The sequence below is a fragment of the Pseudomonas sp. Root71 genome (assembly GCF_001429045.1).
Lineage (GTDB): Bacteria > Pseudomonadota > Gammaproteobacteria > Pseudomonadales > Pseudomonadaceae > Aquipseudomonas > Aquipseudomonas monachiensis.
Genome location: NZ_LMHY01000028.1, coordinates 329,368 through 342,922, shown reverse-complemented (window position 1 = coordinate 342,922; position 13,555 = coordinate 329,368). Strand labels below are relative to the sequence as shown.

Annotated in this window: 12 protein-coding genes and 1 pseudogene; 3 read left to right on the top strand and 10 right to left on the bottom strand. The window is 61.2% G+C overall.

From position 1 onward, the window contains the following. Positions 1–18 precede the first annotated feature (18 nt). Entirely contained in the window at positions 19–2,202 is a 2,184-nt protein-coding gene (gene speF, locus ASD95_RS23905; RefSeq protein ID WP_056727931.1) for an ornithine decarboxylase SpeF, read from the bottom strand. Positions 2,203–2,607: 405 nt separating this feature from the next. Here speF and ASD95_RS29265 point away from each other — a divergent pair. Then, positions 2,608–2,694, top strand: a pseudogene (locus ASD95_RS29265) (DeoR/GlpR family DNA-binding transcription regulator); the annotation flags it as partial. Between the two features lie 78 nt (positions 2,695–2,772). Here ASD95_RS29265 and ASD95_RS23900 read toward each other — a convergent pair. From ASD95_RS23900 to ASD95_RS23875, 7 genes are all read right to left on the bottom strand, one after another. Beyond that, entirely contained in the window at positions 2,773–4,068 is a 1,296-nt protein-coding gene (locus ASD95_RS23900) for an NAD(P)/FAD-dependent oxidoreductase (protein WP_056728103.1), read from the bottom strand. A 506-nt stretch (positions 4,069–4,574) separates the two neighbouring features. Continuing rightward, the gene (chrA, locus tag ASD95_RS23895; RefSeq protein ID WP_056727929.1) at positions 4,575–5,933 is read right to left on the bottom strand and encodes a chromate efflux transporter; all 1,359 of its coding nucleotides are present in this window, start codon (positions 5,931–5,933) and stop codon (positions 4,575–4,577) included. A 43-nt stretch (positions 5,934–5,976) separates the two neighbouring features. Further along, positions 5,977–6,465, bottom strand: coding sequence for a molybdopterin synthase catalytic subunit MoaE (gene moaE, locus ASD95_RS23890; protein WP_056727927.1), 489 nt, complete (start codon positions 6,463–6,465; stop codon positions 5,977–5,979). 3 nt (positions 6,466–6,468) lie between these two features. Continuing rightward, positions 6,469–6,720, bottom strand: coding sequence for a molybdopterin converting factor subunit 1 (moaD, locus tag ASD95_RS23885; RefSeq protein WP_046044028.1), 252 nt, complete (start codon positions 6,718–6,720; stop codon positions 6,469–6,471). Beyond that, positions 6,717–7,223: a cyclic pyranopterin monophosphate synthase MoaC gene (gene moaC / locus ASD95_RS23880; protein ID WP_056727925.1), complete on the bottom strand. Its 507-nt coding sequence runs from the start codon at positions 7,221–7,223 to the stop codon at positions 6,717–6,719. The genes moaD and moaC overlap by 4 nt, the downstream gene beginning before the upstream one ends. Next, positions 7,220–7,540, bottom strand: a complete 321-nt coding sequence (locus tag ASD95_RS29260) for a hypothetical protein (RefSeq protein ID WP_156385872.1) — start codon at positions 7,538–7,540, stop codon at positions 7,220–7,222. The genes moaC and ASD95_RS29260 overlap by 4 nt, the downstream gene beginning before the upstream one ends. Positions 7,541–7,586: 46 nt before the next feature. Then, positions 7,587–8,477, bottom strand: coding sequence for a LysR family transcriptional regulator (locus ASD95_RS23875; RefSeq protein WP_056727923.1), 891 nt, complete (start codon positions 8,475–8,477; stop codon positions 7,587–7,589). 286 nt (positions 8,478–8,763) lie between these two features. On the opposite strand from ASD95_RS23875, the gene moaB reads away from it, so the two are divergent. Beyond that, the gene (gene moaB / locus ASD95_RS23870) at positions 8,764–9,303 is read left to right on the top strand and encodes a molybdenum cofactor biosynthesis protein B (protein WP_056727922.1); all 540 of its coding nucleotides are present in this window, start codon (positions 8,764–8,766) and stop codon (positions 9,301–9,303) included. After that, positions 9,300–10,505 carry a molybdopterin molybdotransferase MoeA gene (locus ASD95_RS23865; protein ID WP_056727920.1) on the top strand — a complete coding sequence of 402 codons (1,206 nt, stop codon included), beginning with the start codon at positions 9,300–9,302 and terminating at the stop codon, positions 10,503–10,505. The genes moaB and ASD95_RS23865 overlap by 4 nt, the downstream gene beginning before the upstream one ends. Positions 10,506–11,372: 867 nt before the next feature. On the opposite strand, the gene ASD95_RS23860 is transcribed toward ASD95_RS23865, so the two are convergent. Both ASD95_RS23860 and moaA read right to left on the bottom strand, forming a co-directional pair. Then, on the bottom strand, positions 11,373–12,272 hold the full coding sequence (locus tag ASD95_RS23860) for a bestrophin family protein (RefSeq protein ID WP_056727918.1): 900 nt from the start codon (positions 12,270–12,272) through the stop codon (positions 11,373–11,375). A 5-nt stretch (positions 12,273–12,277) separates the two neighbouring features. After that, on the bottom strand, positions 12,278–13,276 hold the full coding sequence (moaA, locus tag ASD95_RS23855; RefSeq protein ID WP_056727916.1) for a GTP 3',8-cyclase MoaA: 999 nt from the start codon (positions 13,274–13,276) through the stop codon (positions 12,278–12,280). Between the last annotated feature and the right edge of the window lie 279 nt (positions 13,277–13,555).

Genomic DNA, 13,555 nt, shown 5'->3' with positions numbered 1-13,555 from the left:
GGCTCCTGCTGCATGCCATCAGGCCTTGATCACATACCCATACGCCCGGGTACGACCGCCTTCCTGCTTCAGGTACACCCCTTGCAACTCCGGCGTGAAACCGGGCAAGCGGTTGATGCCCTCTTCCAGGGCCAGGAAGTACTTCAATACCGCACCGCCCCAGATCTCTCCCGGCACCACGCACAGGACACCCGGCGGATAAGGCAACGCGCCCTCGGCGGCAATGCGCCCGTCGGCCTCCGCCAGCGCCACCAGTTCGACGTTGCCGCGGATGTACTCGATTTGCGCTTGCTGCGGGTTCATGGCCTTTTTCGGGAAGTGCTCCTTGCGGAACATGTCCTTCTGCAGTTGCTGCACGTTGTGATGGCGGTACAGGTCGTGCATTTCCTGGCAGAGCTGGCGGATGGTGTAGTTGCGATAGCGCTCCTGGTGCTGCGCGTAGATGGCCGGCAGCACCCGGCTCATCGGCGCGTCATCGCTGATGAAGCGTTCGAAGCGGGCGATTTGCGCGGCCAGGTGGGTCATCTTCGCCCAGTCTTCGGCCGGCGTGAGCAGGAACAGGATCGAGTTGAGGTCGCATTTTTCCGGAACGATGCCGTTCTCGCGCAGGAAGTTGGCCAGGATGCCGGCGTGTATGCCGAAGTCGGTGTAGCTGCCGTCCACCGGGTCGATGCCCGGCGTGGTGAACAGCAACTTGCACGGGTCGATGAAGTACTGCTTCTCGGCGTAGCCGGCAAAGGCGTGCCAGCGGTCCTTGGGGTGGAACTCGAAGAAGCGGATGTCGTTGGCGATTTCTTCCGTCGGATAGTCTTCCCACGCCCGCCCTTCAATGGTGTAGGGCACGAACGGGCGGACCATGGTGCAGGCTTCGAGGATCAACTTGCGCGCCTCGATGCCGAACTTCACACAGTCTTCCCACAGGCGCAGGCCGCTGCGACCCGAGTGAATGCGCGCGTTGACATCCAGCGAGGCGAACAGCGGGTAGAAGGGGCTGGTGGACGCCTGGGCCATGAACGCGTTGTTGAGCCGGTGGTGGTTGCAATAGCGCGCCTGGCCTTTGATGTGGCGGTCCTTCTTGTGCACCTGGGAGGCCTGGGAAAAACCGGCCTGCTGCTTGTGCACCGACTGGGTGACGAAGATGCCCGGGTCGTTCTCGTCGAGATCGAGCAACAGCGGCGAGCAGTCCTTCATCATCGGGATGAACTGCTCGTAGCCGACCCACGCCGAGTCGAACAGGATGTAGTCACACAGCTGGCCGATGCGGTCGACCACTTGCCGGGCGTTGTACACGGTGCCGTCGTAGGTGCCCAGCTGAATGATCGCCAGACGAAACGGCCGTGGCAGTTGCGCCTTGTCCGGGGCGACTTCGGCGATCAGTTCGCGCAGGTAGTCCTCTTCGAAACAGTGGGCGTCGATGCCACCGATGAAGCCGTAAGGGTTGCGCGCGGTTTCCAGATAGACCGGCGTGGCACCGGCCTGCAACAGCGCGCCCTGGTGGTTGGACTTGTGGTTGTTGCGGTCGAACAGCACCAGGTCGCCGGGGGTCAACAGGGCGTTGGTCACCACCTTGTTCGAGGCCGAGGTGCCGTTGAGCACGAAGTAGGTCTTGTCCGCGTTGAACACCTGCGCGGCGTGTTTCTGCGCCAGCAGCGCCGGGCCTTCGTGGATCAGCAGGTCGCCGAGCTTGACGTCGGCGTTGCACATGTCGGCGCGAAACAGCGTCTCGCCGAAGAAGTCGAAAAACTGCCGGCCGGCCGGGTGCTTGCGAAAGAACTGGCCGCCCTGGTGACCGGGGCAGGCAAAGGTGGCGTTGGCCGCCTCGGTGTAGTGTTTGAGCGCGTCGAAGAACGGCGGCAGCAGGCTTTCTTCATAGGCCTTGGCGGCGGTTTCCAGTTGGTTGCCGTGGTATTCGACGTTGCTGGGGGACAGGTCGAAGATGCCGTTCACTTGCAGCAGCACGTCATTGAGGTGTTTGTAGACTTCCCGGGGGTGGGTGCTGGTGCCGGGGGACGCCACCAGGAAGATCGGTATATCAAAACCGGTGCGCTGAATGACGTCGAGGGAACCGGCCAGCACATCATTGACCGACACCACGGCCACGGCGACGTCGGTGAAGTCGGTGTGACCGAGCGGGACCACCTCCCGGGCGTTCAGGAAACAAGCGGATGCGCCTTCACTGGCGGCGATTTTCAGGGCTTTCATCGGTGGTGTCTCCTGGCGGGCACTCAATTGTCCGCTGCATTTTTAGAGATCAACTTCCGGGAGAGCCTTCCAGTTCCCCTGATCGGAAATCGTGTCACCACTGGTTATAGAGCATATTCCTGAGCTGTCAGGCTTTTACCGCGACCTTGCACATCTTGACGCCTCGCGACCGGCCGGTCAGGCGTGTACCAGCGCAATGGTGAACGAGACCACGATCATGCACGCAAAAGCAAAATTGATATTCATGAGGTTTCCATCCGAAACATGAGTGACGGCGCCATCTTGAACAGGTCACGGGAAAATAAAAAATTCGGCGTAATGATTTGAAAAATCGAAAAAAATGATACCTGGCCGGTTCGGCACCAGATCGCGCGTTCGCTGCCGGTGGAAACCACCATTACCGGCGTGCACACGCTGATCACCGAACGGCATTTGGCGTCTGGCAATGTCGAGGACTATCGGGCGCTGGGGATTGCGGTGGTGCAGGCTTGAGTGGGGCTCTGTGGGAGCGGGCTTGCCCGCGAAGAGGGCGGCACAAACAACATCAATGCTGGATGTGCAACCAATGGCTCAGCGCAATCGCTCAAGCATCTGGTAGTACCACATGCCGGCGGCGAGCATCGGGTTGCCGAGCAGGTCGCCCATGGGCACGCGGATGTGCTGGCAGGCGGCGAAGGTGTCGAACTGTTCCAGTTTTCCTGTGATCGCCCGGCCCATGATTTCGCCCATGATGTGGGTGGTGGCGATGCCGTGGCCGGAGTAGCCCTGGCAATACCAGACGTTGTCCGACAGCTTGCCCAGTTGCGGGATGCGGTTGATCACGATGCCCATCGCGCAGCTCCACTGGTAGTCGATGGCCACGCCTTTGAGCGCCGGGAAGGTCTGCTCGATGCACGGGCGCAGTTCGGCGGCGATGTCCCGCGAATCCTTGCCGCTGTAGTTGGCGCCGCCACCGAACAACAGGCGACCGTCGGCGGTGAGGCGGTAGTAGTCGAGCACGAAACGGCAGTCGTAGACCGCCAGGTCTTCGGGGTTGATCTGCCTGGCCAGATCGCCCAGGGGCGCGGTGGTGACGATGCCGCCCATGGCCGGGAAAATCTTGCCCTTGAGCTTGCCCGGTTCCAGCTTGTGGTAGACGTCGCCGGCCAGCAGCACCTGGCTGGCGTCGATCTGCCCGTGGGCGGTGCGTACGCCCGGGCTCTTGTGCAGGCCATCGCCGTGGATGATCTCCAGCACTTCGCTGTTCTCGAAGATCAACGCGCCCAGGCTTTCGGCTGCTCGGGCTTCGCCGATGCACAGGTTCAACGGATGCAGGTGCATGTTGCGGGTGTTCTTGATCGCGCCGTGGTAGAGGTCGCTTTGCAGCAGGTCGCGCACCTGGCTGCGGTCGAGCAGGCTGACTTCGTCACCCATGCCACGGTGTACCGCCTCTTCGTAATCCTTGCGCAAGCCGACCATGTGCGCGGGTTTGTACGCCGCGTGCAGGTGACCGTGCTTGAGGTCGCAGGCGATGCCGTATTTTTCCACGCGCTGCTGGATGATCTGGTGCCCGCGCCAGCGCAGGTTCCAGATGAAATCGTCGACCTCATCACCGATGCTGCGGCGCATCTGTTTGCGCATGGCCTCGTCGCCCGACAGGCTGCCGGTGACCTGGCCGCCGTTGCGCCCGGTGGCGCCCCAGCCGATCTTGTGGCTTTCGACGATGGCGACCTTCAGGCCTTTTTCCGCCAACTCGACGGCGGTGGCCACGCCGGTGAAACCGCCGCCGATGATCACCACGTCAACCCGGTGCCGGCCTTGCAGCGTCGGGTAATCGGTGTCCTGGTTGAGGGTGGCGGTGTAGTAGGAATTGCAACGTTGAGTCATGTCGGTGTCCAGGCAGAATTGGGAGAAACCAATGCCGGTCAGGTGAGCGCAGTCATTGTGGGAGCGGGCTTGCTCCGGGCGGCGTTCCGACGAAGGCGTACTTTCAGCCGACATCAGTGCTGAATGACACACCGCTTTCGCGAGCAAGTCGGATCGCCGCACCGCCGCTCCCACAGGTTCTGTGTATGGCTGAGCTTCACGCGGACCGGGATAGCGAAGGAGGGGGCTCGCCGATCAGGCGGGCAGGATGCTATCCGGCGGACGTGCGGAGTGACGCAGTTTGGAGCGGCGCAGGGCCATGGGCAGGTTGACGATGCGCTTCATGCAATGCCGTCCACGGCCAGCAGCGAGGTGGCCAGGTTCGAGAGGTTCAGCAGGTGCTGTTCTGACGGCAAAGTACGCATGGCGCAGGTTTCCGGCGGCGGAAATCGTCGGTGGCGAGTGGAACAAGCCATCCGGGGATGGCTGGATACTAGGGAGGATTGGGCCGCGTGTAAATGTTTGATTCAGAACATCAGGTGCACGACAAGGCCGATCAACCCGCAGCCGATCAACACCTCGATCACTCCGCGCTTGAATCCAAGCAATGCAACGCCCGCCACCATCGCGATCAGCAGCGAAGGCCAGTCCAGTGCTCCTTCGAAGCCTTTGGGCCACAGCACGTGGTAGCCAAAGAAACAGGCCAGATTGAGAATCACGCCCACCACGGCGGCTGTAATGGCCGTCAGCGGCGCGGTGAACTTGAGTTCGTTGTGCGTCGATTCCACCAACGGTCCGCCAGCGAGGATAAACAGGAACGAGGGCAGGAAGGTGAACCAGGTCACCAGCGTGGCGGCCACGGCACCGGCGACAAACGCTTGATCCGGTCCGAAGACCTGAAGCACGTAGGCGCCGATGAACCCGACGAAGGCGACGACCATGATCAATGGACCTGGCGTGGTTTCACCGAGTGCCAGGCCGTCGATCATTTGCGTCGGCGTCAGCCAGGCGTAGTGACCGACCGCGCCCTGGTAGACATACGGCAGCACCGCGTAGGCGCCGCCGAAGGTCAGCAACGCGGCCTTGGTGAAGAACCAGGCCATCTGGGTCAGCGTGCCTTCCCAGCCGAACAGTGCGGTGAGCAGGGCCATGGGCAACGTCCACAAGATCGCACCGATAATGGCCAGGCGCGCCAGTTTCCAGCCACTGAAACGGGCGTGTCCGGGGGTTGGGGTGTCGTCGTCGATCACGGCCGGGCCGAAGGACTTTTTCGCCGCGCTGTGGCCACCGGTCCTGAATTTTTCCGGTGCCAGGCGTCCGCCGAAAAAGCCGATGACCGCTGCGCCGAGCACGATCAACGGAAACGGCATATTGAGCACGAAGATGGCTACGAAGGAGGCGGCGGCGATGCCCCATAACCAGCCGTTCTTCAGCGCCCGCGAGCCGATCCGGTGAGCTGCCTGCACCACGATTGCCGTGACCGCGGGCTTGATCCCGTAGAACAGTCCGGCGACCACGGGCACTTCGCCAAAGGCGATGTACACCCAGGACAGCGCAATCAGGATGAACAGCGATGGCAACACAAACAGCACGCCAGCGATTACACCGCCCCAGGTCCGGTGCATCAGCCAGCCGATGTAGGTCGCCAACTGCTGAGCCTCGGGCCCGGGCAGCAACATGCAATAGTTGAGGGCATGCAGAAAGCGTCGCTCGGAGATCCAGCGCCGGCGCTCGACCAGCTCCTGATGCATGATCGAAATCTGCCCGGCCGGCCCGCCGAAACTGATGAAGCCAAGCTTGAGCCAGAACAGGAAGGCTTCGCGCAGGCTGATGGACCGGGGCTGCGGCACATCCTGTTGGGTGATCGGGGAGGGCGTGGGGCTCAAGCGGGAATTCCTTGTGCAGAAAGCTTGGAGCCAAAGACTGTAGCTACGCCGGGGCGCGTTGCATAGCCGCCTGATGCGTCGTACCTGCCCAGCGCTCGAGAGCCGAGCGGTCGCTGTCACGGGCATCGACCCAGCGTGCGCCGCACGCCACGTCTTCGCGTTTCCAGAACGGCGCGTCGGTTTTCAGGAAGTCCATGATGAACGCACAGGCCTCGAAAGCCGCTTGACGATGGGGGCTGCTGACACCGACAAACACGATCGGCTCGCTGACCGACAACGGGCCGATCCGGTGCACGATCTCCACGGCCCGGAGTGGCCATCGGGCCCTGGCGTTGTCGATGATTGTTTGCAGCGAGCGTTCGGTCATGCCCGGGTAGTGCTCCAGAAACAACCCGGTGACCGCCTCACCCTGATTGATGTCGCGCACGTAGCCGACGAAGTTGACCACGGCACCCACCCCCGGATCGTTCGCCTGCAGGCTGTCGATCAAGCGGCCGACGTCGAACATTTCACGCTGGACCCGAACCGTCATGCCTCAACCCCCGGTGACCGGCGGAAAAAAGGCGATCTCGTCATAGTCCTCGATCACCCGGTCCGGATGGCACAGCTCCTGGTTCAGCGCACACATCAGGTTGTTTTCACCCAGCACATGGCTCCACAGCTCACCGCGAGCCATCAGCAGTCGGCGCACGTCCTCGATGGTCTTGAGGCTGTCGGTCAGGGGCAGTTTTTCGCCGCCCAGGTTGAGCTGCTCGCGGTAACGGGCGAAGTAATTGATCAGGATCATTGTGCGTCCTCGAACTTGAAATGACCGGAGCGGCCACCTTGTTTGCTCAGCAGGCGGATGTCGTCGATGACCATGCCGCGGTCCACCGCCTTGCACATGTCGTAGAGGGTCAACGCCGCCACGCTGACGGCGGTCAGGGCTTCGAGTTCGACCCCGGTCTGGCCCTCGACGCGGCAGGTGCCGACGATTTTCACGCTGTCCGGTGTGCAGGCCTTGAGTTCGACGTGGATCGAACTGAGCAGCAGGGTGTGGCACAGCGGGATCAGCTCATGGGTTTTCTTCGCCGCCATGATTGCGGCGATCCGCGCCACGGCAAATACATCGCCCTTGGGGTGGCCGTCGCTTTGAATCAGTTTCAGGGTTTCCGGGCGCATGCGCACCCAGGCCTGGGCCTGGGCTTCGCGCTGCGTCGGGGCTTTTTCGCTGACATCGACCATGTTGGCGCGACCCTGGCGGTCGAGGTGGGTCAGGCCATCGGGGGATGCATCTGCAATGTCTGTCATGGAAGGTTCCTGCGCTTGCCGGCGCGGTGATCGGGTGAAGGCATCATGCCGGGCTGTAAATGCGTGGTGCGTTGCGGTGGGGGACGTGAATCAGGTTGAGGCGTCGCCTGACAAACTGACGCGGCATTGTCGTATTCGCCAAAGTTCACACCCGATGGTTTTGGCGCGGGGGCGTTAGTGTCGCTTCGAACATCGGCTTGTTCAACTTTGCACAACATGAAAAGAACCTCGAAGCGCTGGATTAAGTTCAGGCTACGGGTAACTTTTAAACGCGTCCAATCGCTTGTTCCGATGTGCTGATTGGTGATGTCTATCAAGCCGGGCAAACATGTCCGGCTCGGTTTATATAAAACCGAAACTTGATCAGTCGGTCCGGCTGAATAACGTTCGTGCTTCGGCGAAACACTTCTCGGCAATCGCCGAGCGCGGTTCGGTCTTGCGCATCACCAGACCCAGGGGCGCGAGCACGCTGGCATCCGGCAATTCGATGAACGACAGGTGTTCGATGGGCTCTTCCAGGCCGCTGTCCAGTGGCATGATCGCGCAGCAGAAACCCTCGTGGATCGCCTGCAGCAACTGGTAGGTCGAATCGCTTTCGAGGATCGGCTGCGGGTCCAGTCCGCGGCTGCGAAAGCTCAGGTCGATGGATTTGCGGTAGTGCATGCCGTTGCTGAGCATCCCCAGCGGCAGCTCGGCGGCGTCCTCCCAGCTCATTTGCGTGCCGTCGAAATGGAAGTGGCGATTGTCGTACAGCAGGCCGACGCGGGTCTCGCCGATCTCGAAAAACTCGAAATAGCTCGGGTTGACGTGATCGAGGTAGCACACGCCCAGGTCCAGCTGATTGTTGCCTAGGCCCTCGATGATCTGGTCGGAACTCAAGGACGACAGGCTGTACTTGAGCTCGGGAAAGCTGCGGGACAGGCCCTGGATGTAGGTGACCGGGTTGAAGCTGCTCAGCGGCACCAGCCCCAGGCGCAGGTTGCCGACGAGCTGGCCCCGGCACGCGGCGGCCTCGGCGAAGAGCCCGTCGTGGGCGGCCAGCAGGGTCCTGGCCCACGCCAGCACGCGCTCGCCGGCCTCGGTAAAGCCCTCAAAGCGCTGGCCCCGGGTGACCAGCACCAGGTCCAGTTCATCCTCCAGATTGCGCAGGCGCATCGACAGCGTGGGCTGGGTGATGTGGCAGCGCGCGGCCGCCTGGCCGAAGTGGCGGGTCTGCTCCAGGGCGATCAGGAACTTGAGTTGTTTGATGTCCATGACGGCACCTGCTGGCGGGGGAGTGAGGGGGTAAGTATTGACTCAGGTGCGCAAGACACAAGGCGAGGCAGCAATCGTGAGGTGCAGACGATCTCATTGTCCTTGGCGGGCGTCCAATCACTACTATCTAAGGGGTTATCGATGGGCTCTATCATTGATGTGGTTCGTGGTCTTTTTATATTGATAGATCGGCTCGATAGTCTGGTTGGTTAGAGTGATTAGACAGGGCTTTATTTGTCGAATTAGTCTCCGGAAGTCTTTTAATTAATATCTGCCGGAGAACCCCATGAGCGTCAAACCGGATGCATTGTTTATACCATTGAATATTGCCGTGCTGACCGTCAGCGATACCCGTGAATACGCCAATGACACCTCCGGCCAACTGCTCGTCAGTCGCTTGCTGGAAGCCGGTCACACCCTCAGCGAGCGCAACCTGCTCAAGGACGACCTGTACAAGATCCGCGCGCAGGTGGCGAACTGGATTGCCGACGACGGCATCCAGGTGGTGTTGATCACGGGCGGCACCGGCTTCACGGGCCGCGACAGCACACCGGAGGCCGTGGCCTGTTTGCTGGATAAGCAGATCGATGGCTTCGGTGAGTTGTTCCGGGCGATCTCGATTCTCGACATCGGCACCTCCACGGTGCAGAGCCGGGCCCTGGCCGGGCTGGCCAATGGCACGCTGGTCTGCTGCCTGCCGGGTTCCACGGGCGCCTGCCGCACCGCCTGGGAAGGCATCCTCGCCGAGCAACTCGACGCGCGCCATCGGCCGTGCAATTTCGTGCCGCACCTCAAGCCGATGCAAGCCTGCGGGACGCGGGGATGAGCACTTTACCGCTGATGTCGGTGGAGCAGGCCATCGACCGGCTGCTGACCATGGCCGAGGCGCAGTGGATTGAAGACAGTGAGGCGGTGCCGCTGAGTGCCGCCAGGCAACGGGTGTTGGCCAATGACCTGGTGGCGACCCTCGATCTGCCGCCGTGGCCGAACAGCGCCATGGACGGCTATGCCCTGAATCTCGACGGTTGGGGCGGGGAGCCACTGATCGTATCGCAGCAGGTATTTGCCGGTCACGCCCCCGAAGCCCTGGCACCGGGAACCTGCGCGCGGATCTTCACCGGCGCGCCGGTTCCGCCGGGTGCCAACTGCGTGGAGATGCAGGAGAACACCGAGGTGCTGGATGGCGGACGTATCCGCTTCAAACAGCCCCTGAGCGCCGGCAGCAACATCCGCGCGCAAGGCCAGGAGAACCGCGTCGGCGATGTGCTGTTGCGCGCCGGCAAGCGCCTCGGCCCCTTCGAACTGGCGGTCGCGGCGGCGCAGGGCTGCACCCATGTACAGGTCGTGCGACGACCACGGGTGGCGTTGTTGTCCACCGGCGATGAACTGGTCGAGCCGGGCACGCCACTCAAGCCCGGCAGCCTCTACAACAGCAACCGCACCTTGTTGAGCCATTGGTTGAGTGCGTTGGGTTGCGAGGTCATCGAGGCCGGCATTCTCCCCGACGAGCCACACCAGACGCGACTCAGGCTTGAACAGCTGCAACACACGGCGGACCTGATGCTCAGCACGGGTGGCGTGTCCGCCGGCGACGCCGACTGCCTCGGCCAGGTGCTGCGCGAGTGCGGCAAGCCGTTGCTGTGGAAACTCTCGATCAAACCAGGCAAGCCGTTGACCGTGGGCCACTTCGGTCGCGTGCCGGTGATTGGCCTGCCGGGCAATCCGACATCGGCGTTGGTGACTTTCGGCCTGTTGGCCCGGGCTTATCTGTTGCGGATTCAGGGGGTCGAAGACGTCGAGCCTTTGAGCTTCCCGGTCAGTGTCGGCTTTGCCTGGCCCAAACCCGGAAGCCGCCGCGAGTACCTGCGGGCGAAACTCGAAGGCGGTCAAGCGGTGCTCTATCCGAACCAGAGCTCAGGCGTTTTGCTGGGGGCATGCTGGGCCGATGGACTGGTGGAAGTGCCGGAAGGCTGCACCCTGGAAGCGGGCGACACGGCGCGATTCATACCCTTCAGCGAACTGTTCTGAATTCCGCAAACAAACTGTGGGAGCGAGCTTGCTCGCGATGAGGCCGGCAAATCCAATAGAGATGTTGGCAGGCAGACCGCTATCGCGAGCAGGCTTGCTCCCACAATTTTGANCTGTGGGAGCGAGCTTGCTCGCGATGAGGCCGGCAAATCCAATAGAGATGTTGGCAGGCAGACCGCTATCGCGAGCAGGCTTGCTCCCACAATTTTGAACTTCAGCGAACACCAACCCCACGGCCAGCCACAATCCCTGTGGGAGCGAGCTTGCTCGCGATGAGGCCGGCAAATCCAATAGAGATGTTGGCAGGCAGACCGCTATCGCGAGCAGGCTTGCTCCCACAATTTTGANTGGGAGCGAGCTTGCTCGCGATGAGGCCGGCAAATCCAATAGAGATGTTGGCAGGCAGACCGCTATCGCGAGCAAGCCCGCTCCCACAATTTTGATCTTCAGCGAACGCCAATCCCACGGTCGACCACGCTATCTGTGGGAGCGAGCTTGCTCGCGATGAGGCCGGTATATCCAACAGAGATGTCGACTGACCTGACGCCTTCGCGAGCAAGCCCGCTCCCACAATTTTGAACTTCAGCGAACGCCAATCCCACGGTCGACCACGCTATCTGTGGGAGCGAGCTTGCTCGCGATGAGGCCGGCAAATCCAATAGAGATGTTGGCAGGCAGACCGCTTTCGCGAGCAAGCCCGCTCCCACAGTTTTGATCTTCAGTGAACCCGAGTCCCGCGACCACCTGCAGTACCCTGTGGGAGCGAGCTTGCTCGCGATGAGGCTGGCAAATCCAATAGAGATGTTGGCAGGCAGACCGCTATCGCGAGCAAGCTCGCTCCCACAGGTTTTGTGTGTTTCCTGAGTCTCAGTTCAACACAAAATCCACCGGCTCCAGCTGTGGCGGCAGTTCCGTCACACCCAGGGCCGCCAGCACATCGCGCTCGATGTTGCGCACGATGGCATCGGTGGGCAGGTCGTTTTCGTCGCGGCCGAAGGGGTCTTCCAGTTCGTCGGCAATCGCATCCAGGCCGAAAAAGGTGTAGCTGACAATCGCCGTGAATATCGGTGTCAGCCAACCCAGGGGTTCAGCCATGGCAAACGGCAGGAGGATGCAGAACAGGTAGATGGTGCGGTGCAGCAACAGGGTGTAGGGGAAGGGCAGCGGGGTGTTCTTGATCCGCTCACAGACAGCCTGGGCATGGGTCAGACTGGTCAGATGGTTGGCCATGAGCGTGTAGCGCCAGTCGTTGATCGCCCCGGACTCGTTGAGTGCCGAACACTGTTGACCGACCTGCATCAGGATCTGCCCGCTGATGTCGGTGGAGTTGCCCTTGGGCATCGGGTGCAGCCAGTCGCCACTGACGGCCATTTCGTTTTCCTGGCGCAGCCGCGCGTTGAGGGCATGGGCGAAGCCGCACAGGTTGCTCAGGATCGTGTGGCGTTCAGCGGTGTCCTTGATCACCAGGGTTTCACGAATCATCGAGCGGACGTCCACGATCACATCGCCCCACGCCTTGCGCGCTTCATACCAGCGGTCGTAGCAGGCGTTGTTGCGAAAGCTCATGAAGATCGACAGCGACAAACCCAGCAGCGTGAAGGGCGTGGCGCTGACCTTGGAGAAGTAGCTGGGGTGCAAGGTTTCGATAAGCACGATGGCCGAGGCGAGCAGCGTCACCATCAGGCTGCGCCAGGCGATGCGTTTGGCAATCGAACCCTTGAGGGACGTCAGCACGCCGATCAGGTTGGGTTTGGGTCTTACGATCATGGGGTTCAGCCGCCCGTCATGTTCATGAAGCGAACAACCTGAACATCGTCGTTCACTTCGAAGTTGTGTCGATAAGGCTTGAGCTTCATCGCCTCGATAATGGCTTTTTCCAGGCGCTCGGGCTGTCCGGGGTGGCTGCGCAGGACAGCCTTGAGATCCACGGAGTGCTCATTGCCCAGGCACAGCAGCAGACGTCCTTCCACGGTCAGCCGCACCCGGTTGCAGGTGCCGCAAAAGTTGTGGCTGTGGGGCGAGATGAACCCCAGGCGAATCTGCGGCGCCTCGGCCAGGCGCCAGTAGCGCGACGGCCCCTGGGTCGACTCGGCGGAATCAATCAAAGTGTAGCGTTCGGCGATGCGTTCGCGGACCTGGCTGCTTGCGAAAAACGCTTCGGCGCGGCTGTGCTCGTCGATGGTGCCCAACGGCATTTCCTCGATGAAGGAGATGTCGAGATTACGGTCGATGGCGAAGCTCACCAGATCATTGATCTCATGGTCGTTACGGCCTTTCATCACTACGCAATTGAGCTTGGTGTTGCGAAATCCGGCCTGGATGGCCGCGTCGATGCCCTTGATTACCTGCGCCAGGTCACCGGTGCGGGTCAGTTCGCGAAAACGTTGCGGGTCCAGGCAGTCGAGGCTGATATTGAGGCGCTTGACCCCGGCGTCGAACAACGGCCCGGCCAGTTTGGCCAGCTGCGAACCGTTGGTGGTCATGCACAGTTCACGCAGGCCGGGCAGGGCGGCGATCTTCTCGCACAGTTGCACCACCCCCGGACGGATCAGCGGCTCGCCTCCGGTCAGGCGAATCTTGCGGGTGCCCAGCGCCACGAAGCTTTGTGCCAGTTGATAGATCTCTTCCAGGGTCAGCACCCGTTGGCGCGGCAGAAACTGCATGTCCTCGGCCATGCAATAGACGCAACGGAAATCGCAGCGGTCGGTGACCGACATCCGCAGATAGTCCACTCGCCGGGAGAAGCCATCGATCAAGACTCGTTCTGACATGACACCCTCGCTTGGCGTTTTTTTGTATGAGGTTTCCGTCACTGACGGACTTGTTGAACGCAGGCTAAGAGCAACTTCAGCGGGCGTCCAATCACTATTGATGACCGGCTGATCGAGCGGATCTATGATGAACTTTATTTTGTGGCTTAAAGAGTTTTAAGTAATTTCAAGTCATTGATAAACAACGATAAAAATCCATGATAGAGCGTTTCGATAATGTGGTCATAAATAGCGATTAGACAATAATTAAACGCCATTCATATGCTTTCTCCGCAAATC

Bases quoted from the DNA above. Each gene is read 5' to 3' on its own strand.
- moaB (WP_056727922.1), top strand. From the start codon at position 8,764: ATGAGCGTCAAACCGGATGCATTGTTTATACCATTGAATATTGCCGTG.
- ASD95_RS23875 (WP_056727923.1), bottom strand. From the start codon at position 8,477: ATGGACATCAAACAACTCAAGTTCCTGATCGCCCTGGAGCAGACCCGC.
- moaE (WP_056727927.1), bottom strand. From the start codon at position 6,465: ATGACGGTTCGGGTCCAGCGTGAAATGTTCGACGTCGGCCGCTTGATC.
- moaD (WP_046044028.1), bottom strand. From the start codon at position 6,720: ATGATCCTGATCAATTACTTCGCCCGTTACCGCGAGCAGCTCAACCTG.
- ASD95_RS23865 (WP_056727920.1), top strand. From the start codon at position 9,300: ATGAGCACTTTACCGCTGATGTCGGTGGAGCAGGCCATCGACCGGCTG.
- ASD95_RS23900 (WP_056728103.1), bottom strand. From the start codon at position 4,068: ATGACTCAACGTTGCAATTCCTACTACACCGCCACCCTCAACCAGGAC.
- moaA (WP_056727916.1), bottom strand. From the start codon at position 13,276: ATGTCAGAACGAGTCTTGATCGATGGCTTCTCCCGGCGAGTGGACTAT.
- speF (WP_056727931.1), bottom strand. From the start codon at position 2,202: ATGAAAGCCCTGAAAATCGCCGCCAGTGAAGGCGCATCCGCTTGTTTC.
- moaC (WP_056727925.1), bottom strand. From the start codon at position 7,223: ATGACAGACATTGCAGATGCATCCCCCGATGGCCTGACCCACCTCGAC.
- ASD95_RS23860 (WP_056727918.1), bottom strand. From the start codon at position 12,272: ATGATCGTAAGACCCAAACCCAACCTGATCGGCGTGCTGACGTCCCTC.